Below are 20077 nucleotides of genomic sequence, written 5' to 3'. Positions count from 1 at the left end.
ACTTTTTGCTTTAAAACAAAAGGGAGAGGGATTGTTTCCCTGCTCCCCTTTTACCCTTATCCATTATAGACGTTAGAGATTTTAATATCCAACAAGATGAGGTATTTTTTTAGAGAAAAAATTCACCTTGAGAATGCTTCGCAAAACGAATTTTTTCTCGTAAAGATTTCTCAATTGCCGCGATTAACGGGCAGTAGCCCCCTGGAGTAAAACGAGGAGTAACTTCCCGTTATGCCCGGTAACTTCAATTAACCATCAAAGGAGAAGAACTAATTCCCCTCTGATGGAAGTTTTCTTTTTAAAGTCCTTTTTGAGCGATGTAGTCAACAAGGTCAACTACACGGTTAGAATAACCAGACTCGTTGTCATACCAAGAGATAACTTTTACCATGCTGCCTTCCATAACCATTGTAGACAGTGCATCGATTGTAGAAGAAGCTGGGTTTCCGTTGTAGTCGCCAGATACTAATGGCTCTTCGCTGTATGCAAGAATGCCTTTAAGTTCGCCTTCAGCAGCTGCTTTAAGAGCGCTGTTTACTTCTTCTGCTGTTACATCTTTGTCAAGCTCAGCAACAAGGTCAACAAGAGAAACGTTTGGAGTTGGAACACGCATAGCTCCACCGTTCAATTTGCCTTTAAGTTCAGGCAATACTAGAGATACTGCTTTTGCAGCGCCAGTAGTTGTTGGAATGATATTTTCTGCTGCTGCACGGGCACGGCGGTAGTCTTTGTGCGGCAAGTCAAGGATTTGCTGGTCATTTGTGTATGAGTGAACAGTTGTCATCATACCGCGCTTGATTCCGAAGCTGTCGTTCAATACTTTTGCAAATGGAGCCAAGCAGTTTGTTGTACAAGATGCGTTAGAGATTACATGGTGGTTTGCAGGGTCATATTTATCATGGTTAACACCCATAACCACTGTGATATCTTCGTCACTTGCAGGAGCTGAAATGATTACTTTCTTCGCACCAGCTTCAAGGTGTTTCGCAGCGTCAGCACGCTTTGTGAAACGGCCAGTAGATTCTACTACTACTTCTACGCCAAGGTCTCCCCATCCTAATTGAGCAGGATCGCGCTCAGCAAGTACTTTTACTTTATGGCCGCCAACAACAAGGTAATCGCCATCAACTGTTACTTCTTCATTTAATGTTCCGTGTACGGAATCATATTTTAAAAGGTGTGCAAGCATGTTTGCATCTGTAAGGTCATTTACTGCTACAACCTCTACGTTAGGGTTTTTAAGAGCTGCACGGAAAACAACACGCCCGATTCTTCCAAATCCGTTAATACCAACTTTAACTGCCATGATTATTTCCTCCTTAGAAAGGTAGATTTAATATTTGAAAAGGGATTACCCTTTTAACAACTGTTTTGCTGCACCTTCATCTGTCACTAAAATGGTAGAGGATGGTGCCCGTTTCATGTATGCAGCAATGGCTTTTGCCTTTGAAGAGCCGCCTGCCACTGCAATGACATGTTCAATATGGGATAGGTCATCCAGCTGAAGGCCGATGGTCTGAACCTTATGTACAACCTCGCCGCCTTCATTGAAGTAATAACCAAAGGATTCTCCTACTGCTTGGGCATGCTTGATTTTAACAAAATCTTCTTCACTGGTTTTGCGGCGTTCCGCCATTGTAATAGCGTCCCCAATCCCGTGTAAAACCATGCTAGCAGATTTGATCTGGGTGATTACTTCTTTAATATTGGGTTCCTTAATAATGCTTTCATACATCTCCCTGCTCACCTGGTCCGGTACATAAAGGACGCGGTGTCTGGAATCTGTATGATCAGCCATTTTTGCACAAATGGTGTTAGCCTGATTTTTAACATCTTCCCCAATTCCGCCCCGTGCCGGCACAAACAGCCAATCCCGTTCAGCAAGATCAGGGGTTAGCATCTCCGCTACGGCTGCCATTGTGGATCCGCCGGTAACTGCGATGATATTTTTGCCTTTGAGCCTTGATTTCATACACATCGCTGTTGCCCTGCCAAGCTCCTGCTTTACCCATGGAGATTCATCGCTGTTGCCCGAAACAATGATCGCCTGGCGAATGCCAAGTTTTCGGGATAATTCCTGCTCCATTACGGCTATACCCGATATATCCCTCATTATTCCTTCAAGAGCTTCAAGCAAATCCCTGCCATCGGCAGAAAGGCTCATCCCCGTACTTGAAATGCGGATCAGATTCTGGTCTTTTAAAAATTCAACCTCACTTCTCAGCACTCTTTCCGTCAGGCCCAAACTTACTGCAAGGCTCCTTCTTCCAACCGGCTCCATCAGCCCTATGTAATGAAGGATCCCATAGCGCTTCTGCATAACCGCAAGCATATCAGGCAATAATCTTTTTTGAATATCAATTAGTGAGTACATCCGGATAGCTCCTTAATCATATGTGGTCATTTTTTGTCCCGCATAGACATATTATGTCCCACTTACCACAAAAAAATCACCCTTGCTTCTCTTCAATAATAGCAAGAGTGAGTAGTGAAATCAACTGATAAAACTCAGTTTTTTTCTGTAAGCGCTTCACTTACCGTAATGGCATCAATATGCCCGAACTGCACTTTATACCCATCAATTTCAACAACCGGGATCATGAGCCCATACTTCTCTGTCAGTTCATCGCTACCATCAATGTCTTTCTCAATTAAGATAAATTCGTACTCTTTCTTTAATTCCATTATTACATCCTTGGCTTTATCACACAGCGGGCAACTGCTGCGTGTATAAAACACGACCTCTGGCTGTTTCAATCAGCAAATCTCCTTTATCAGTCATACCTTTTCCGTTTAGATGATGATGGGATGCCCAGCTGATCCCGATATTTTGCTATCGTCCTTCTGCTGACAACCATCCCCTCTTCTTCCTTCAGCAGCTTCACAAGCTCCTGGTCGGATAAAGGCTTTTGCTTATTTTCCTTTTCTATCATTTTACCAATTATCGTCTTGACCTGCTGTGAAGACGTATTTTCATCGGATGTTGTTTTAATCGTGCTTGAGAAAAACGACCTCAGCTCATAGGTCCCATATGGCGTTTGCGCATATTTTTCCCGGACAGCACGGCTGACAGTTGATTCATGAATATCGAGTTCATCTGATATTTCCTTCATGGTCATCGGCTTCAGATGTGAAGGTCCTTTTATAAAGAAGTCCTGCTGTTTTTCAACGATTTTAAGGGTCACATTCGCAAGAGTCTCTTTTCTCTGCTCTATGCTCCTCATGATCCATTGATAATCCTGCTGCTTTTCCTGAAGGAAGCGGCTGACATTCCGGTCTCCAGAGGCCGCAAACTTTTTATAATAACCTTCATTAAAACTGATTTTAGGAAGCACTTCATCAAAAACACTTACAGAAAAGGAGCTTCCATCCCACTTAATTATCACGTCCGGTGTTATATATGCCGATTTCTCGCTTTGGAAGGATGAAGCCGGCCTAGGATTCAAGGTCTGCACAAGGTCGAATACCTCCTGAATCTCTTTTAGCCCCACACCAAGCTGCTTGGAAATCTCTTTCCATTTCTTCTCCGCAAAAAAGGTAAAGTATTCATCTAAAATAATTTCAGCGAGTTCATTTCTCTCTGGCAATCTCTTAATCTGCAGGGAAAGGCACTCCTGGAGATTCCTCGCGCCAACACCAGCAGGCTCGAGTTCCTGCAATTCTTCAAGCATCTGTTCCATATTTTCAAGAGGCATCTGGAGCGCCTTGGCAGCTGTCTGCAAATCCGCTCGCAAGTAACCGTTTTCATCAAGGCTCTCAATAAGATGCTCAATTACTTTTTGTTCGTCCTTGTTTAATTTCAAATGAAGCTGCGACTTCAAATATTCATCCAGCTTCATCGTCTTTCCGCAGCCAATCTGCTCAATCCAATTTATTTTATCTTTTTCGACTTTTATTCTCGTCGGTTTGACACGGTCATAACGGGGATCCATCGTCTGGACTTGACCGGACTCTACTTTTAAAAGGGGATTTTCAAGCGCCTTGCTTTCCAAAAAGCAGAAAGCTCCTGTGTGCTGTATTGCAGAAGGGCAATCGCCTGCGTCAGCTCCTGTGTCATTGTTAATTTCATTGTCTGCTGCTGCCATAACCCAGCTTTCAAATTCATCGTACATTCCCCCTGTCCCCATTTTACAATATTCCAGGTAAATGTTGTATGGAAATATCTTGGCAAATGCCAATCGCACGGGCACTTTACCATCTTTCTGAATACTTCACAATATGCATGGAAGAGGGAAGAATATTCATTTTTTATGGTGAAAACTGTGGATTTTAAGGATTTTTTTGAAATTCAGGCTTAAGTTTAGGAAGTTTTTTAGATTTATGTGCGGATAGAGGAATTTTATTTGCGTATAGGGCCAATTTACTTGCGGATAAATTTTTTTGTGTGCGCATAGGCTGGATTTATTTGCGGATAGCGTAAAAGTAAAAACTCCCTGTCCATATCAGACAAGGAGTTTTGGCAGCGCCCTCGGCAGGAATCGAACCCACATCTTAAGAACCGGAATCTCACGTGCTATCCGTTGCACCACGAGGGCAGATATTTTAATAGGTGGCTGACCAAGCGCTCAGCCGCTACGATAACTAATTATATGATAAGTTTATTCACTTTGCAAGCCTCCTTTTAGTTTAAAAATTGGAACAATGGGTATCATGGAATGAGATAGCACAGCACAGAAAAAAGTGTCGAACGAATCAAGCACGAATTCTATGCGATTTGTTTGACCTTAATTGACCATCAGTGTATCATGATAATACATAGGAGTTAAAAAATTTTCTTTACTTGGAAGAACATGCTTGTTCATCTTGTGTGTTGACCTTATCTTGAAGGAGGAATTGGAAAATGAACTTAATCCCTACAGTTATTGAACAAACAAACCGCGGGGAGCGCGCTTATGATATTTACTCCCGCCTTTTAAAAGACCGCATCATTATGCTGGGAAGCGCAATCGATGACAATGTGGCAAACTCAATTGTTGCCCAGCTTTTATTCCTTGAAGCAGAAAATCCTGAAAAAGACATTTCCATTTACATTAATAGCCCGGGCGGTAGCATTACAGCTGGTATGGCTATTTATGATACGATGCAATTTATCAAGCCAAAGGTACAAACGATCTGTATCGGTATGGCAGCATCCATGGGTGCGTTCCTTCTTGCTGCTGGTGAGAAAGGCAAGCGTTTTGCCCTTCCAAACAGTGAAGTCATGATTCATCAGCCACTAGGCGGAGCTCAGGGACAGGCGACTGAAATTGAAATCGCTGCAAAGCGCATTCTTTTCCTTCGCGAAAAATTAAACACAATTCTTTCAGAGCGCACTGGACAGCCGCTTGAAGTCATTGCGAGAGACACTGACCGCGATAACTTTATGACAGCTGAAAGAGCTCTTGAATACGGTTTGGTTGACCAAATCATTACCAGAAACTCTTTGGATGAGAAGAAAGATAAATAATAAGCATAAAAAAACAACTCGCATCTTCCCGATGCGAGTTGTTTTAGTTTTCCTTTTGAATATAGTTCGCAAGTGCCTCAAGAGCTTCGTTTTCGTCGTTCCCTTCAGCCTTGAGGGTAATGACTGATCCTGAGCTTACTGCCAGACTCATCAGCCCCATTATGCTTTTGGCATTTACCTTCTTTCCGTCCTTCTCCAGAAAAATATCGGATGAGAACCGATTGGCCTCCTGTACGAACAATGCCGCCGGACGTGCCTGTAATCCTGTTTTCAGCTTAACTTCAACCTGTTTTTCCGCCATTGTATATCTCCTCCCTGCTGATCCCTCTATCAGTGAGCATCTATAGTGTCGCCTGCCCGGAGTTTCTCAGCGATTTCATCTATTTTTCTTAATCTGTGATTAATACCCGATTTACTGATATTTCCGCCTGAGACCATTTCCCCAAGCTCTTTTAAAGTGACATCCTGGTAAGCTACACGCAATTCGGCAATTTCCCGCAGTTTGTCAGGAAGAACCTGAAGTCCGACAGTTTGATCGATGAACCGGATATTTTCCACCTGGCGCAAAGCAGCTCCAATTGTTTTGTTTAAGTTCGCTGTTTCACAATTTACGAGCCGGTTGACCGAGTTTCGCATATCGCGGACAATCCGGATGTCTTCAAACCGGAGCAGAGCTGCGTGTGCACCGATAATATTTAGGAACTCCGTTATTTTTTCGGCTTCCTTTAAATACGTGATATAGCCTTTTTTCCGTTCAAGCGTTTTGCTGTTCAGCCCGAACGTATTCATCAATTCACACAGGGAGTCATTATGCTCCTTGTAAAGTGAAAAGATCTCCAAATGATAGGAGGAGGTCTCCGGATTATTTACCGATCCCCCGGCAAGGAATGCACCGCGCAGATAAGAACGCTTACAGCATTTCTTTTTTATGAGCTCATTGGAAATATCGTGTGTAAATACGAATCCCTCGCTTAAAATTTTCAGATCATCAAGAATCATACTGGCCTGTTCCGTTAGCCTGACAATATAAACATTGTTCTTTTTCAGCCGCATTTTTTCCGGACCAGGAGCTCGACCTGAACGTTGTAATTCCTTTTAATCAGAGTGTAAATCCTTCTTGCAATTGCTGCATTCTCCGTCTGTATATCCACAATCAATTTCCGGCTGGAAAAGAAAGTGAACCATTCATCCTGATTAAGGCGGACAATTCCGCCTTCCCGCAGCAGTCTTTTATTTCCAGGTTCGTCAATTCTTTTTTCGTTTCCGAAGCGAAAGACATCCCTTCACCTCCTATCCGCAAAAGCGCTAAGCCAGTAGCATATAAAAAGATATTCTTTACTGAGCAAACGTATGCACAGTTTATTTTTTTACCGGCAAAAGCCCTTTCACACCTGTATACTACGCGTTAAAACGCCTATTGGTTTCATGTAAAAGTAAATTATATAGCATTTGGGCAACTTCTTTTGTATCATGGCGAATGATCCCGCCTTCGTGGCTGACAATTTCACCGTGCATTATTTCAAGGCCCAGTTCGGTAAGAGCACCTGTATCATACACAACAGGCTTTGCCATTTCCTCGCTGTACCTCTCCTGAATATGAGGAGGAATTTCCTCATTGTTTACCAGAATGGTATTGATAAAAGCACAGCTCATATGATCATACAATGCTTTTACGTGATCACTTGCCGTGTAATCGAGCGTCTCTCCTGCCTGTGTCATTAAATTGCATATATACACCTTTTTCGCCTTAGAATGACAGACCTCACGTCCCAGCCTAGGGACAAGCAGGTTTGGAAGAATACTGGTATATAAGCTTCCAGGCCCTATGATGATCATATCAGCCTGTCTGATTGCCTGCAGTGATTCAGGCAGGGCTTTGATATTTTTAGGGGTTAAAAATACCCGTTTAATTTTTTTGCCGGAATAGGGAATCTTTGATTCTCCCGATACTATGGTCCCGTCTTCCATTTCTGCATGAAGGACCACACTCTGGTTTGCAGCCGGCAATACCTTTCCCCTTACGTTTAACACCTTGCTCATTTCCTGAATCGCATGAACAAAGTTTCCTGTTATCGAGGTCATGGCCGCTAGAATCAGATTGCCAAGCGAATGCCCGGATAACTCATTGGATGTCGCAAAGCGGTGCTGGAACATCTCCTCAATGAGCGGCTCCACGTCTGAAAGAGCTGCCAGTACATTGCGGATGTCACCGGGCGGCGGGATATGAAGATCATTTCTCAATCTTCCTGAACTGCCGCCATCATCGGCAACTGTCACAATGGCAGTAATATCAACAGGGAATTGTTTCAATCCCCTTAAGAGGACAGGCAGCCCTGTTCCTCCACCGATGATGACGATTCTTGGCTGTCGGTTCATTTGATGTTTTCCTTTCTCCTCTCGATGTCACGGTGCGTGATTGCCGTATGGTAATCCTTGCCGAAATAGTCAGCAATATACTCTGTCAGCGCTACCGAACGATGCTGGCCTCCCGTACAGCCGATTGCAACGACCAATTGAGCTTTCCCTTCCCGTTTATAATGCGGAAGCATGAAGCTCAGCAGCTCCGTAACCTTCTCGAGAAATTTACTTGTTTCAGTCCATTTCAGCACATAGCTGGATACCTCTTCATCTAATCCTGTCTTCGGCCTCATATGCTCAATATAATGCGGATTCGGAAGGAACCGGACATCGAACACCAGGTCGGCATCAATTGGAATTCCATGCTTAAAGCCAAAAGACATGACGTTAACCGTAAATATAGTTTTCTTATTCAATGAGAATTCTGTGAGAATTTTCTCTCGCAATTCCCTTGGTTTCATTTGTGATGTGTTATAAATAAGCTGGGCCCTGCCTTTTAATTCTTCAAGCAGTTCCCGTTCAAGCTTTATGCCTTCAAGAGGTAATCCTGATGGTGCAAGGGGATGGAATCGTCTTGTTTCTTTATATCTTCTGACGAGCGTCGAATCATCAGCATCAAGATATAAAATTTGCGGGGTGACCCAGGATGTCTCGGATAATTCATCCAGCGCTTTAAATAAGTGGTCAAAAAACTCACGGCCGCGCAAATCCATCACCAATGCCACCTTATTCATTTTATTCCCTGATTCCTTCATAAGTTCAAGGAATTTCGGCAGCAGTGTCGGCGGCAAGTTGTCTACACAGAAGAAGCCAAGATCTTCAAAGCTTTGGATGGCTACTGTTTTCCCTGCCCCTGACATTCCCGTAATAATCACCATTTGAGTATCATTAACTGCACCCGTGCTCATTTATAATTTCCCCCTGTTTCTGTCAAATTCAGCTTGGATCCAGCCTGTAACTAAGCAGTTCAAAATCAGGCGTATACGTAAACGTTCCATAAATCATGCCCTGTCCATGAATCATATACTCCAAAATATGTGAATCTCCGGCAGCCATCGGCAGATTCTTAACCTCTGAAAACGGATGCCAGCGAAGTTTGCCTTCATCTGATTCCTCCAGGTTCAGCCCATCAGAAGCTGTAGCCAGGAAAGTAAACATCATCCACTCCTGTACAACCTTATCGCCATCCTTCATGATGAACGTAAAAATGCCTTTAATATTCGGATTTCGCAGATAAATGCCTGTTTCTTCCCTGAACTCACGGATGCACGAGTCCCTCACTGATTCACCCGGCTCCATTTTTCCGCCCGGAGCCACCCACCAGCCTCTTCTCGGCTTCTGTAAAAGCAATACTTTATCGTCTTTCAGTAACACACAGTTCGTGACTCGCTGCAACACATTTCACCTCTAATTTTCCGAAATCATACCGCTGCCGCCTTTTCATGAAATCGCTTAAAGTAAAGTCCGGCTAACGTTCTTTTCTTATTCATTTCATTATACTATTTTTGGCTTACAGCCACAATGAATACAGGTTTCCAAAAAACATTCTTCAAAACATACTGTATTTATGCAAAAAAAGAGCACAGGCATGTGCCTGTGCTTTAAAAGGATTATATCTTTAAAAGGGGGTCAATTTCTATTCCTATACTACCCGAAATTTATTTCATGAAGGTTACAGGAGAATTAAAACCACATGACTTTTTGTAAAACTTTTCAACCAGTGGCTTTTTTTACTAAAATAAAAGGCATACAGCCCCTAGGACCATATGCCTGTTCCCATTATTTCTTCACTTTAAGGCGTTCTTGCAATTCTTCAACATAGTGCTGGGCGCTTTGGGCAGCGATGCTTCCATCACCTGTTGCTGTAACGATTTGGCGAAGGGATTTTTCGCGGATATCTCCGGCTGCAAAAATGCCTTCCACCCTTGTTTCCATTCGGTCGTTTGTTTCAATATAGCCATTGCTGTTCGTGATGCCAAGGCTTTCAAATGGCTTGGAAAGAGGAACCATGCCGATATAGATGAAGACACCATCTGCTTTGAATTCTCTTTCTTCCCCTGTTTCAGTAGACACAAGCGTTACGCTGCCTACTTTTCCGTCCTTATCATTAACTTCCTTCACTGTAGTGTTCCAGATAAAGTCGATTTTTTCATTGTCAAACGCACGCTGCTGAAGAATCGCCTGCGCACGAAGCTGGTCCCGTCTATGAACGATTGTCACCTTAGAGGCGAAACGGGTCAAATATACGCCTTCCTCAACAGCAGAGTCACCGCCGCCGACTACAACAAGCTCTTTGCCTTTAAAGAATGCTCCATCACAAACTGCACAATAGGATACACCGCGTCCGCCAAGCTCTTTCTCACCAGGAATGCCAAGCTTTTTGTATTCGGCACCAGCAGAAATAATTACTGAGCGTGCTTTATATTGCTTCGATCCAGCAATAACAGTTTTATATTCTTCGCCGTCAATGATTTCTTTAATATCTCCATACGCATATTCAGCGCCAAATTTCTTCGCATGATCGAACATTTTGGTGGATAAATCCGGGCCTAAAATATGGTCAAAACCAGGATAGTTCTCAACTTCTTCTGTATTGGCCATTTGTCCGCCGGAACACCGCGTTCAATCATTAGTGTAGACAGATTTGCACGAGATGTATATACAGCTGCCGTCATCCCTGCCGGACCTGCGCCAGCGATAATGACATCATAAATTTTTTCTTCAGTCACAGCGATTCACTCCTTCAGTAATCAGAAATCCAGTATTTTAAATAAAACACTCTATAAATACGCATATTATAGTATGACCTTCTTACTGTTATCCTATAAAATTGGCGCGTGTTTCGTCCATACATCTGCTCACTGAAGGCGGTCGTTCACCGATTTTACATATTTACCCATCGTTGAAGCGGAAATCCCGTATCTTCCTGCAATTTTTGATTGGGAAACCTTTTCGTTTCGAAGCTTATGCCAGACATACTCAATTGCTGCAGCCCAAGCCTTATTGTTTTTTATATTCTGGCAGTTATTTGTCAATTCAGCAAAAATGGTAAACCACATTAAATACAGGCCGGCTTCCACCGTGCCAATCGGATGGTAGTTTTCATAAAACAGTTCAGCTGTCTCATGCGCAGCCTGAACCTGGGCAGGCGCTTCCTGGTCTGTTTTCACAAAAGAGAGATATTCCTTCTCCACAGCTGAAAACTTATTGTTTCGTACAATTGCTTCAGAGATCAAAATTTCATCTCTTCTGCTGGATACTGACGTAAGGAAAAGGCCGAATAACCGCTCTTCAATATAGTCGCTTTCCAGCTTTTTTAGAATGGATGAATAATGGTCTTCAAAGCCGCTGCTGGTTACTTTTTCATCGTTCCAGGGCTCAAAGCCTTCTTTTTCCGGATTAATCTCAATGGCTTTCTTCCATGCTGATTTCGCCATTTCTTCACGTCCGGTAAAATATGCGGAATAGGATAGCCAGTAATAAAATGGTCCGTCCCCTTCAAAGCCTTTCTTTTGAAGCTTGCGAAGCCATGCAAAGGCAGCCTCATATTCGCCGGTCAAAGCAAAAGTGGCACCAAGCTTGAACTGATGTTCAATTGAAAGCGGCTTAATTTTTTTCAGAGCCTCTTTCAACAAGCGCACCTGCCTAAAATCCCGCTCGTAAAAAGCAAAGACAAGCTTGTTGCACAAAGCGTGCAGATTACCCGGATTTTCTTCCAGCACCTTCTCTAAAATATCTGCTGCCTTTTGCACTTCTCCAAGGTAAAAATACGCCAAGGCCAAATTGTTGTATGCGGACCAGTACTCCGGATACTCATCAATCACAGAGTTCAGTATCTCAACCGCTTTTGGAAAATGACCGGACTCCAGCAATTCCCGTGCGTGTTCCTGTTTCGTTATCAGGTCATCCTGCTCGTAGAGCTCATCATCCAAATCTTCCCCTTCAAGCGTCAGAAGTTCCAGCAGATCCTCTGTATCTTCCGTAAACTCTCCGTCCCGATCCAAATCCAGATACGTATTTGCATGCGTGTAAGCATCTTTGAAAAGGCCCATATGAGCATAGTTGTTGGCAAGGAAATAATGGCATTCCACCATATCCTCATCAAGCTCTTCCAATATCATATGAAGCAGCTTATTCGACTCCTGATACTCACCCATTTCTGAATGGACAATTGCAAGCTGACAGATAATCATCGGTTCACCCGGCTCAAGCTGCATCGCCCGCATTAAATATTTCTTTGCTTTATGAAAATCCCTGCGGTGGTACGCCTTAATCCCTTTGGAAAAATAGTACTCACCATTCGGGATAAATGACAGTAACTTTCCCTTTTGGTGTCTAGCTTTAGAGTCTTTACTCATGAAATCCTCCATAAATGTTAGTAACTAAAGTAGTATATCACACGAACAAGCCTGTGGAGAAGGGAAGAAATGACAATACTATTTCCCATCGGAATTTTTTATTGGAAATCTTATCGCGGTTATGTTTTAAAGGGTTGTTGCGGTGGTTTAATAGGGGAGCTAAATTAGGAGATAAACTGCTCGCTTCGCGCCGGGTGATAGCAGCGGCCTCTGGTGGTGCCGGTGTGGGGGATGAGGGAATCGAATAACCTTCTGGATATATGAGGAGATTTCAGTGAAGGAGCTCCCGAAAGTCCTTATTCGCAATCGGAGTCTGTAAGTGGGGTTTCGGATCTAGTTGCTGAACATAAAGATGGTGACAGCCTGGAGTACTGGCCATTTGGGCTCCAGCAGTTGGTGAAGAAGCTGCCACCACATGCAATAAGGATTTTAGAAGTAAAAGCGGGAAGTGTTCTCTGTTTCCGGCTGCACTTAAATTACCTTCTTGCCTTTTGAATTGCTTTCTTTCACTTTCTCCTCCCAAAAATCAGCACCTTTAATGCCAAGTTTAACAGGATCGAAGACTGGTTCAATGCCCGCTTTCTTCTGTTCTTCATAATCTTTAAATACTTTTAAGGCTGTTTTAGTCAAAAATAGAATAGCGACTAAGTTAAGCCAGGCCATACTTCCGAAGCCAAAGTCTCCGAGCGCCCATAATAGGGATGCATTTTCAACACTGCCTAAGTAGATCATTCCTAAGAAAAGAATCATTAAGCCTGCTTTTAGCCCTTTTAGATTTCTCTTTCTGCCAAGGTAAACGAGGGTTGTTTCAGAAATATAGTAGTAAGCCAACAGGGTTGTAAAGGCAAAGAAGAAGATAGCAATAGCTACGAAAAAACCGCCAAATCCAGGGATAACGCTTTCAACGGCCGCCTGTGTCCACATTGGTCCAGCTTCAACACCTGGGATGTTCTCAACAATCGGCTGCTTTCCTTCTGGTGTAACGCTGTACATACCGGTGATTAGAATCATAAGTGCAGTAGCTGTGCAAACAATGATAGTATCAATATAAACAGAGAATGCTTGAACAAGACCTTGTTTTGCCGGATGGGATACATCTGCTGCAGCTGAACTATAAGTTCCTTCCCCTACACCAGCAACGTTAGAGAATACCGCTCTCTTAACGCCCCATGCAATCGCTGCACCGATAATACCGCCAAACATTTCATTTGCACCAAATGCACTTGAAATAATCAGCCAAAGCATGGCTGGAATTTCTGCTGCATTGGCAAATAAAAGAACGAAAGTAATAACCACATATCCTAAGGCCATAAAAGGGACAACTTTTTCCGAAACAGTAGCAATTCGCTTAACGCCGCCAAAAATAATGATGCCAAGTAATACAACAAGAATGATTCCAGTGATGCTTTTATTGAGGCCAATTGTGTTTTCGAACCCAACAGCAATCGTATTTGCCTGAATACCTGGAACTAAAATTCCGTAGCAGAGGGTAACAACAATCGCAACAAATACCGCGAACCATTTTATATTTAAACCTTTTTCAATGAAATAAGGAGTTCCGCCCCGGTATTGATTACCATCTTTTACTTTATAGACCTGAGCAAGAGTAGATTCTATAAAAGCACTTGCTCCACCTAATAAAGCCATAATCCACATCCAGAAAACCGCTCCCGGACCTCCGAATGCAATCGCAGTAGCAACCCCGGCGATATTGCCAATACCGACCCGGCCAGCTAAAGCCATTGTAAATGCCTGGAAAGAGGATACACCTGATTCCGGGTTACCCTTTTCAAAAAGAAGTTTAATCATTTCCTTAAAATATCTAAATTGCACAAAACGTGTCATAATGGAAAAGAACAATCCAGCACCAAGCGCGAACGCTACCAATCCAAGACTCCAAACTAAACCCGACGCTTTATTCACTAATTCTTCCATCTTATCCCACCTATTTTCAAACTTTAAGTAGATAGTTCCGTTTCTGTTTTAATTTATAATATTAATAATATTCAGACATATAAATGTGCAAAATGGGACATTGTAACAAAACGCTGTCCCACTCCCATCCAATTAGTACACAGGATTGATTGTCCAATTGTTCCTTAAAATTTCTCATCATGCTTGATGTTAACAAATACACTTTTCACTTCCGTATAGTTTTGTAAGCCATATTCTCCACCCATTTCGCGGCCGATGCCTGATTGTTTGTAGCCGCCGAAAGGCATAGTTTCCCATTCAAGACCAAAATCATTAATCCAGACTGTACCTGATTGCAGCTTGCTTGCAATATAATGTCCCTTTTTCATACTTTCTGTCCAGATACTTGCAGCTAAGCCATATTCACTATCGTTCGCGCGTTTAATGACCTCATTAATCGTATCGAAAACGAAAATGGACATTACAGGACCAAAGATTTCTTCACGAGCAATAACCATATGATCTTGTACATCAGCAAAAATGGTTGGCTGTACAAAATAACCTTTTTCAAATCCTTTTTCGCCCCCTGCCACGAGGCGCGCCCCTTCTTTCTTCCCTTGTTCAATATACTTAAGAACAGTTTGATGCTGTTTTGCTGAAACAAGCGGGCCCATTTCCGTTTCGGGGTTCATTCCATCACCTAACTTCATTGCATTCGCTCGTTCTGCTAAGGCTTTTACTACATGATCATATATGTTTCTCTGTACAAATACACGTGTACAAGCACTGCAGTTTTGCCCATGATTGTACATTGTTCCGTTAAATACCCCTTCAATTGCTTCCTCAAGATTAGCATCATCTAAGACAATGGCTGGCGATTTTCCGCCAAGCTCCAGCGTAACACCTTTAATTTGATCTGCAGCTTTTTTCATTACTTCTTTTCCGACAGCAGTTGATCCTGTGAATGCTACCTTATCGATATCTTTATGTGCAGTAATTGCTTCTCCCGCAACCCTGCCCGTTCCTGGCACAATATTTACAACACCATCCGGGAACCCGGCTTCCTTGAATAGCTTTCCTGCGTAGAGAAGAGATAATGGTGTTTCAGTTGCCGGTTTAATCACAATCGTACAGCCGACTGCGAGTGCAGATCCGAGCTTCCAGGCAGCCATGGCGAGCGGAAAGTTCCATGGAATAATTTGGCCTACAACCCCAACCGGCTCGTGTACAGTATAGGTTACATAATTCTTTGAAACCTGAGTTGTCTTACCAAATATTTTTGTGGCCCAGCCTGCGTAATATCTAAAATGCTGGATTGTTCCGTCGACATCATCTGCCAAGGCGACCTTATAGGGCTTTCCGTTATCCAATGATTCCAGTTGTGCAAGTTCCTCTCGATTTTCTTCTAAGAGATCCGCAAATTTATAGATTAGGCGGGAGCGTTCAGCGGCATCCATTTTTGTCCATTGGCCATCATCAAATGCTTTTCTTGCAGCAGCTACCGCAGCGTTAATATCTTCCTCTTGCGCTTCACTTACTTCTGCAATCACCTCTTCGTTTGCAGGATTAACGACGGTAAACCTTTTACCACTGATCGCCGGTACATATTTACCGTTAATATATAGCCCTTTCACACCTTCCAGGAATTCTTGAACTTTCGGTTTTAAATTGTATTTTGTCGCTTGCATATCCTCACTCCTTCACTTTTTTAGTTTTTTACTGTCTCTAAACTTGCAAGCAGGTCTTTTAGCTTTTGATCCTCCTCAGGTGATAGGCCTAGACGAGGGTAACGCGCAGGTCCGCCAGCCTGGCCGGTTAATTCCATGGCTCTCTTCACAATTTGCACATACTTTCCAGATCCTTCAAGGAACGCGCACAGTGGTAAAATACGATCATTGATTGACCAAGCTTCTTCTAACTCACCGTTTTGGAAATGGTTATACATATCTGTAACCAGCTTTGGCACAATATTTCCTGCAACAGAAATCCACCCGGTTGCTCCAACTAAGTAAGACTCCATTACAAGCTCTTCAGCACCGCAGAATACTTCAAAGTCTCCTTTTCCTTTTCTTGCAAGATCTCTTACCTTGCCAATTTCACCGCTTGATTCCTTAATGTGAGTTACATTTTTACAATCCTTGCCAATTTGAAGCATTAAATCTGCGCTCATATTAACGCCAGAAGTAAATGGGTTGTTATAAAGCATGATTGGAAGATTAACACTGCCAGATACTTCTTTAAAATGATGGTAGATTTCATTTTCCTTTGGCTTCATGTAAAAAGGGTTAATGATTAGAGCACAATCCGCTCCATGTACTTCAGCTTGCTTTGTATACTCGATTGTTTCCCTTGTTGTTTCAGCAGCTGTCCCCACAATAACAGGGATGCGGCCGCTTACTTCCTTCATAACAGTTTCTACCATCTGGAATTTTTCTTCTCTTGATAGACTGACAAATTCACCAGTACTCCCATTGATGACGATACCTGCCACACCTTGATCCACAAAGTAATTAACATTATTCTTTACACCGCCCCAATCAATCTCCTGCTCCTGTGTCATTGGTGTAATTAATACTGGATAAGCTCCTCTAATTCTAGTCATTTTAATTTTCCTCCCTATAATTAATAGTTTTTTATTTTAATAAAAACCCTGCGAATAATGGATCTGTCGGGTCTAATAAATATGTCTGCATACCCGTAATAAATCCGCGGGCTGAAAAACTAAACTCGTAACTGGTTTCAATTTGTGCTGAATACTCGGCTCTTAATTTACCTTTGAAAAGGCTTTCATTTTCAATTGGGCTGCCTGCAGATATATCGCCATTCCTTAATAAATAGCTACTGCAGGCAGCCAGAGTGCCAAATCCCGGAGAACGCACAATATAACGATCCGGACGGAAGGTTACCGTTTTGATTTTGCCTTCACTTTTTTGCGAATGATCCAGCAATATCACTCTGCTGAAAGCATATTTGCCTTCTAATGCTTCAATTGCCTTTTGCCCCCATTGATTAATAACTGGAAGGTTCTCCATCTCAATCTCAAAAGGCAGCTCTGCTTTATCAAAAATGGCATAAATATGATCGGCTTGGACTAGAGATACTTCGGTATTTAAATCAAAATAAGACACCGGCGCATTGACCTGTACAACCTGGCAAGACCCGCTTTTTAACTTAACTGATTTCACTTCACCATCTTTAATTGCTGCAGTAACAGAAACAACACCGTTAATTGTTTCAATTCTGTATACATTTGAAGGCCTGGCCTTTAATTGGCCGCACTCTAACAATGCGGTTATGACAGCAACAATTCCGCCATATTGCACCGGTACGGTTCCGTAATGATCGAAAAAGATTACAGCTGCATCGGCATCGCTTTTAAAAGGCGGGACGATCAAACAACCCATTAATCCAGCAAATCCGCGGGGCTCATTTAATAGAAGTTTAATTTCCTCCTGATAGGCAAGCGAAAACTGCTCATTCAGCTCCTGTATACTTTGATAATGAACAAATGGTCCATCCTTAACAATACGATAAGCCTGACCTGCTACGTGTACATCGGTTGCTGTATACGTCTTTTGAATTATCATTTCACATCCTCCATTTCATGTTTCATTGGGGGAATAAGTAAGAAGCCTTCTTTAAGCGGATCCTCCTCGTTATAAAAGAACCGGTGCATTCCCATTAGCCATGCTGAACCAGTGATTCTTGTAATAACAGCCTCCACACCCAGAACATCTGCTGTTTCAAGGACTTCTCCGCGGAATAAAGAGCCGACAATACTCTCATGTACAAATTCTTCTTTGATACCAATCTCCTTTTTGGCATAGAGGACAGATAATTTGGCCGAAGTACCTGTACCGCATGGTGAACGATCAATCCCGCCTGGAGGGACAACAACTGTATTTTTTACATCAGCTTCTTCATGGGTTGGCACAGTGAAAAATTCAATATGGGTCAAACCGCGAATAAATGGATATTGCGGATGAATGACATCCGTTTTTTCGTTAATTGTATTCCTAATTTTGATAGCTTTTTCAATGATTGTTGAAGCATTCTCCGGTGTCAGTTCTAATCCAACAGATTGGGCATTAATGATTCCATAGAAGTTGCCCCCATAAGCAATGTCTGCATCAACGGTTCCGATTCCCTCAACTTCAACAGAGACACTCTTTAACAGGAACGCAGGGACATTACAGAAGGAAACCTCTTTTGCTTTACCGTTCTCTACCTTTATCTCTGCCTTAACAAGACCTGCTGGTGTATCAAGCCTGATGGTAGTAACTGGCTCCTGAACAGGGAATAGCCCTGCTTCCACTAATGCTGTACAAACTCCGATTGTGTCATGGCCGCACATTGGCAAATATCCGCCGGTCTCGATATATATAACACCGATATCTGCTTCCGGATGACATGGATCTGTTAAAAGTACTCCTGACATTACATCATGCCCTCTTGGTTCATTCATCAGGAGCTTACGAATCCAATCATATTCCTTTTGCATATGAAGCATTTTTTCGGACATTGTCGCTCCTTTTAGTACTGGGAGTCCACTAATCAATGTCCTTGTCGGATTTCCGCCCGTGTGTGTATCAATGGTTGTAAAAACCCGATTGGCTTTCATCAGCTCCTCACCCTTTCCTTAAATCGAGAAAATCTCAGCGGTTCAATTGGGATGCAAGTTTCCTTTTCATTAAGCATTTCCTCTATCACTTTTCCAGTAACAGCGGCAAGGCTAATTCCGTCTCCCTCATGACCAGCTGCAATATAATAGTTAGGAATTCCTTCCACTTCTGACACAATTGGCAAGTGATCCTCCGTCCAGGGCCGTAAGCCAGCATAAGTACGTATGACCATCATGTCAGCCATTTTCGGATAGAATCTAATGGCCCTATTGGCAATGCATTTAATAATTTCATTATTGATTTTTGTATTAAACCCAACAAATTCACGGCTGCTTCCAATCAGGAAGTTTTGACTTTCAGTCGGTTCAAAAACAAGTGCTACTCCGTATTTTTCAGTAATCGGGTCAACCTGGCGCTTGCCGCCAAATTTTGATATTAAATAGCCAAATTCCATGACTTTTCTTGGCCCAACAAAATCCTGGCGTGATGCGACCATAATGTGGCCTTTTCTTGGTTTAATTGGAATAGACAAGTCCAGCATCTCACCGATATATGGAGCCCATACACCTGCCGCATTAATGACATAGTTAGCGGTGAAGGTCCCATTGGATGTTTCAACGCTAAATGTACCGTCCGTCTTCCTTCTCATTCCGGTAACCTCAGTTTGTTTATGGGCTTTAGCGCCCATCTCCTTTGACCCCTCAAGAAGGTTAAAGGCAAGTAGATATGGATTGACTGTAGAATCTGTTGCACACTCTAAGCCGCCTAATAAATCATCAGCAAAATACTTGGAGTCTTGGCGGATGTCCTGTCTGTCCAGCATCCTGAACGGCAAACCGGCCTCACTCTGACGGTCAACCCACTTTTGTGCTGCTTCCATTTCTTCTTCTGTCTCGCATACAAGGATGCTTCCGGGAGCCCGATATTCAAAAGGCTGTTTCAATTCTCTGCTTAATTCATCTACTAATTTCTGACTGACAAGTGACATTTGACTATCGAAGCCAGGATCTTTATCAATAGCTAAAATATTTCCGTCACAGCGGGAAGACGTGCCACTGACAAATTCACCTTTTTCAATAACTGTTACATATCTTCCAGATTTAGAAGTATAATAGGCAATTGCACAGCCTATGATTCCCCCGCCTATAACCAAAACGTCACAATGATATTTCACAAAACCAACTTCCCTTCGTCTTGTTACATCATTTTATTAATGCAAATAACATGCCAACTTTTTATATCTTACGCAGAAATAAGAACCTTCTAATAATTTTGCTGCTAACCCAAATATAGATTTTTTTGACCTGTTCTTAATTGTCAAAAAATTTGATAAAATAGTGTATAAAATATTGAACAGTGTATAAAAAATTTTACATTCA

15 protein-coding genes, 1 tRNA gene and 3 pseudogenes are annotated in these 20077 nt (G+C 42.5%); 1 reads left to right on the top strand and 18 read right to left on the bottom strand.

The window, feature by feature from the left end:
- Positions 1-298 precede the first annotated feature (298 nt).
- The 5 genes and pseudogenes from gap to M5V91_RS25365 all read right to left on the bottom strand — a co-directional run bounded on the left by gap (position 299) and on the right by M5V91_RS25365 (position 4535).
- Positions 299-1306: a type I glyceraldehyde-3-phosphate dehydrogenase gene (gene gap, locus M5V91_RS25385; protein ID WP_009331817.1), complete on the bottom strand. Its 1008-nt coding sequence runs from the start codon at positions 1304-1306 to the stop codon at positions 299-301.
- A gap of 45 nt (positions 1307-1351) precedes the next feature.
- Positions 1352-2374, bottom strand: a complete 1023-nt coding sequence (locus tag M5V91_RS25380; protein WP_009331818.1) for a sugar-binding transcriptional regulator — start codon at positions 2372-2374, stop codon at positions 1352-1354.
- A 134-nt stretch (positions 2375-2508) separates the two neighbouring features.
- Positions 2509-2757 carry a glutaredoxin family protein gene (locus M5V91_RS25375; RefSeq protein WP_251175546.1) on the bottom strand — a complete coding sequence of 83 codons (249 nt, stop codon included), beginning with the start codon at positions 2755-2757 and terminating at the stop codon, positions 2509-2511.
- Between the two features lie 17 nt (positions 2758-2774).
- Positions 2775-4105: pseudogene (gene rpoN, locus M5V91_RS25370) on the bottom strand (RNA polymerase factor sigma-54).
- 358 nt (positions 4106-4463) lie between these two features.
- Positions 4464-4535: transfer RNA gene (locus tag M5V91_RS25365), tRNA-Arg, on the bottom strand.
- Between the two features lie 305 nt (positions 4536-4840).
- On the opposite strand from M5V91_RS25365, the gene clpP reads away from it, so the two are divergent.
- Entirely contained in the window at positions 4841-5446 is a 606-nt protein-coding gene (clpP, locus tag M5V91_RS25360) for an ATP-dependent Clp endopeptidase proteolytic subunit ClpP (RefSeq protein ID WP_009331821.1), read from the top strand.
- A 43-nt stretch (positions 5447-5489) separates the two neighbouring features.
- Here clpP and M5V91_RS25355 read toward each other — a convergent pair whose 3' ends face one another.
- The 13 genes and pseudogenes from M5V91_RS25355 to M5V91_RS25295 form a co-directional block, all read right to left on the bottom strand.
- Positions 5490-5747: an HPr family phosphocarrier protein gene (locus tag M5V91_RS25355; protein ID WP_009331822.1), complete on the bottom strand. Its 258-nt coding sequence runs from the start codon at positions 5745-5747 to the stop codon at positions 5490-5492.
- 29 nt (positions 5748-5776) lie between these two features.
- Positions 5777-6725: pseudogene (gene whiA / locus M5V91_RS25350) on the bottom strand (DNA-binding protein WhiA).
- 119 nt (positions 6726-6844) lie between these two features.
- On the bottom strand, positions 6845-7822 hold the full coding sequence (gene mgfK / locus M5V91_RS25345; RefSeq protein WP_009331824.1) for a gluconeogenesis morphogenetic factor MgfK: 978 nt from the start codon (positions 7820-7822) through the stop codon (positions 6845-6847).
- Positions 7819-8712 (bottom strand): RNase adapter RapZ, encoded by an 894-nt coding sequence (rapZ, locus tag M5V91_RS25340; RefSeq protein WP_009331825.1) that lies wholly within the window; start codon positions 8710-8712, stop codon positions 7819-7821. The genes mgfK and rapZ overlap by 4 nt, the downstream gene beginning before the upstream one ends.
- A 28-nt stretch (positions 8713-8740) precedes the next feature.
- The gene (locus M5V91_RS25335) at positions 8741-9199 is read right to left on the bottom strand and encodes an 8-oxo-dGTP diphosphatase (RefSeq protein WP_019383301.1); all 459 of its coding nucleotides are present in this window, start codon (positions 9197-9199) and stop codon (positions 8741-8743) included.
- A 384-nt stretch (positions 9200-9583) separates the two neighbouring features.
- Positions 9584-10533: pseudogene (gene trxB / locus M5V91_RS25330) on the bottom strand (thioredoxin-disulfide reductase).
- 129 nt (positions 10534-10662) lie between these two features.
- Positions 10663-12162 carry a tetratricopeptide repeat protein gene (locus tag M5V91_RS25325; protein ID WP_071156431.1) on the bottom strand — a complete coding sequence of 500 codons (1500 nt, stop codon included), beginning with the start codon at positions 12160-12162 and terminating at the stop codon, positions 10663-10665.
- 471 nt (positions 12163-12633) lie between these two features.
- Positions 12634-14097 carry an alanine/glycine:cation symporter family protein gene (locus M5V91_RS25320; RefSeq protein ID WP_009331829.1) on the bottom strand — a complete coding sequence of 488 codons (1464 nt, stop codon included), beginning with the start codon at positions 14095-14097 and terminating at the stop codon, positions 12634-12636.
- A gap of 164 nt (positions 14098-14261) precedes the next feature.
- Complete coding sequence (locus tag M5V91_RS25315; protein ID WP_071156429.1) at positions 14262-15764, bottom strand: aldehyde dehydrogenase family protein; 1503 nt, start codon at positions 15762-15764, stop codon at positions 14262-14264.
- Between the two features lie 20 nt (positions 15765-15784).
- Entirely contained in the window at positions 15785-16678 is an 894-nt protein-coding gene (gene dapA / locus M5V91_RS25310; RefSeq protein WP_009331831.1) for a 4-hydroxy-tetrahydrodipicolinate synthase, read from the bottom strand.
- A gap of 31 nt (positions 16679-16709) precedes the next feature.
- A complete protein-coding gene (locus M5V91_RS25305) occupies positions 16710-17663 on the bottom strand; it encodes a proline racemase family protein (protein WP_251175545.1) in 954 nt (317 codons plus the stop codon).
- A complete protein-coding gene (locus M5V91_RS25300; RefSeq protein WP_251175544.1) occupies positions 17660-18697 on the bottom strand; it encodes a proline racemase family protein in 1038 nt (345 codons plus the stop codon). Before M5V91_RS25300 ends, M5V91_RS25305 begins: the two co-directional genes overlap by 4 nt.
- The gene (locus M5V91_RS25295; RefSeq protein ID WP_251175543.1) at positions 18697-19872 is read right to left on the bottom strand and encodes an NAD(P)/FAD-dependent oxidoreductase; all 1176 of its coding nucleotides are present in this window, start codon (positions 19870-19872) and stop codon (positions 18697-18699) included. The genes M5V91_RS25300 and M5V91_RS25295 overlap by 1 nt, the downstream gene beginning before the upstream one ends.
- Positions 19873-20077 lie beyond the last annotated feature (205 nt).

This window comes from Cytobacillus pseudoceanisediminis, assembly GCF_023516215.1.
Lineage (GTDB): Bacteria > Bacillota > Bacilli > Bacillales > Cytobacillaceae > Cytobacillus > Cytobacillus pseudoceanisediminis.
The sequence above is the reverse complement of the archived record's forward strand: the minus strand, read 5'-3'. Positions and strand labels throughout refer to the sequence as shown.

Bases quoted from the DNA above. Each gene is read 5' to 3' on its own strand.
- gap (WP_009331817.1), bottom strand. From the start codon at position 1,306: ATGGCAGTTAAAGTTGGTATTAACGGATTTGGAAGAATCGGGCGTGTT.
- M5V91_RS25315 (WP_071156429.1), bottom strand. From the start codon at position 15,764: ATGCAAGCGACAAAATACAATTTAAAACCGAAAGTTCAAGAATTCCTG.
- M5V91_RS25355 (WP_009331822.1), bottom strand. From the start codon at position 5,747: ATGGCGGAAAAACAGGTTGAAGTTAAGCTGAAAACAGGATTACAGGCA.
- M5V91_RS25380 (WP_009331818.1), bottom strand. From the start codon at position 2,374: ATGTACTCACTAATTGATATTCAAAAAAGATTATTGCCTGATATGCTT.
- clpP (WP_009331821.1), top strand. From the start codon at position 4,841: ATGAACTTAATCCCTACAGTTATTGAACAAACAAACCGCGGGGAGCGC.
- dapA (WP_009331831.1), bottom strand. From the start codon at position 16,678: ATGACTAGAATTAGAGGAGCTTATCCAGTATTAATTACACCAATGACA.
- M5V91_RS25320 (WP_009331829.1), bottom strand. From the start codon at position 14,097: ATGGAAGAATTAGTGAATAAAGCGTCGGGTTTAGTTTGGAGTCTTGGA.
- M5V91_RS25325 (WP_071156431.1), bottom strand. From the start codon at position 12,162: ATGAGTAAAGACTCTAAAGCTAGACACCAAAAGGGAAAGTTACTGTCA.
- mgfK (WP_009331824.1), bottom strand. From the start codon at position 7,822: ATGAACCGACAGCCAAGAATCGTCATCATCGGTGGAGGAACAGGGCTG.
- rapZ (WP_009331825.1), bottom strand. From the start codon at position 8,712: ATGAGCACGGGTGCAGTTAATGATACTCAAATGGTGATTATTACGGGA.
- M5V91_RS25305 (WP_251175545.1), bottom strand. From the start codon at position 17,663: ATGATAATTCAAAAGACGTATACAGCAACCGATGTACACGTAGCAGGT.
- M5V91_RS25300 (WP_251175544.1), bottom strand. From the start codon at position 18,697: ATGAAAGCCAATCGGGTTTTTACAACCATTGATACACACACGGGCGGA.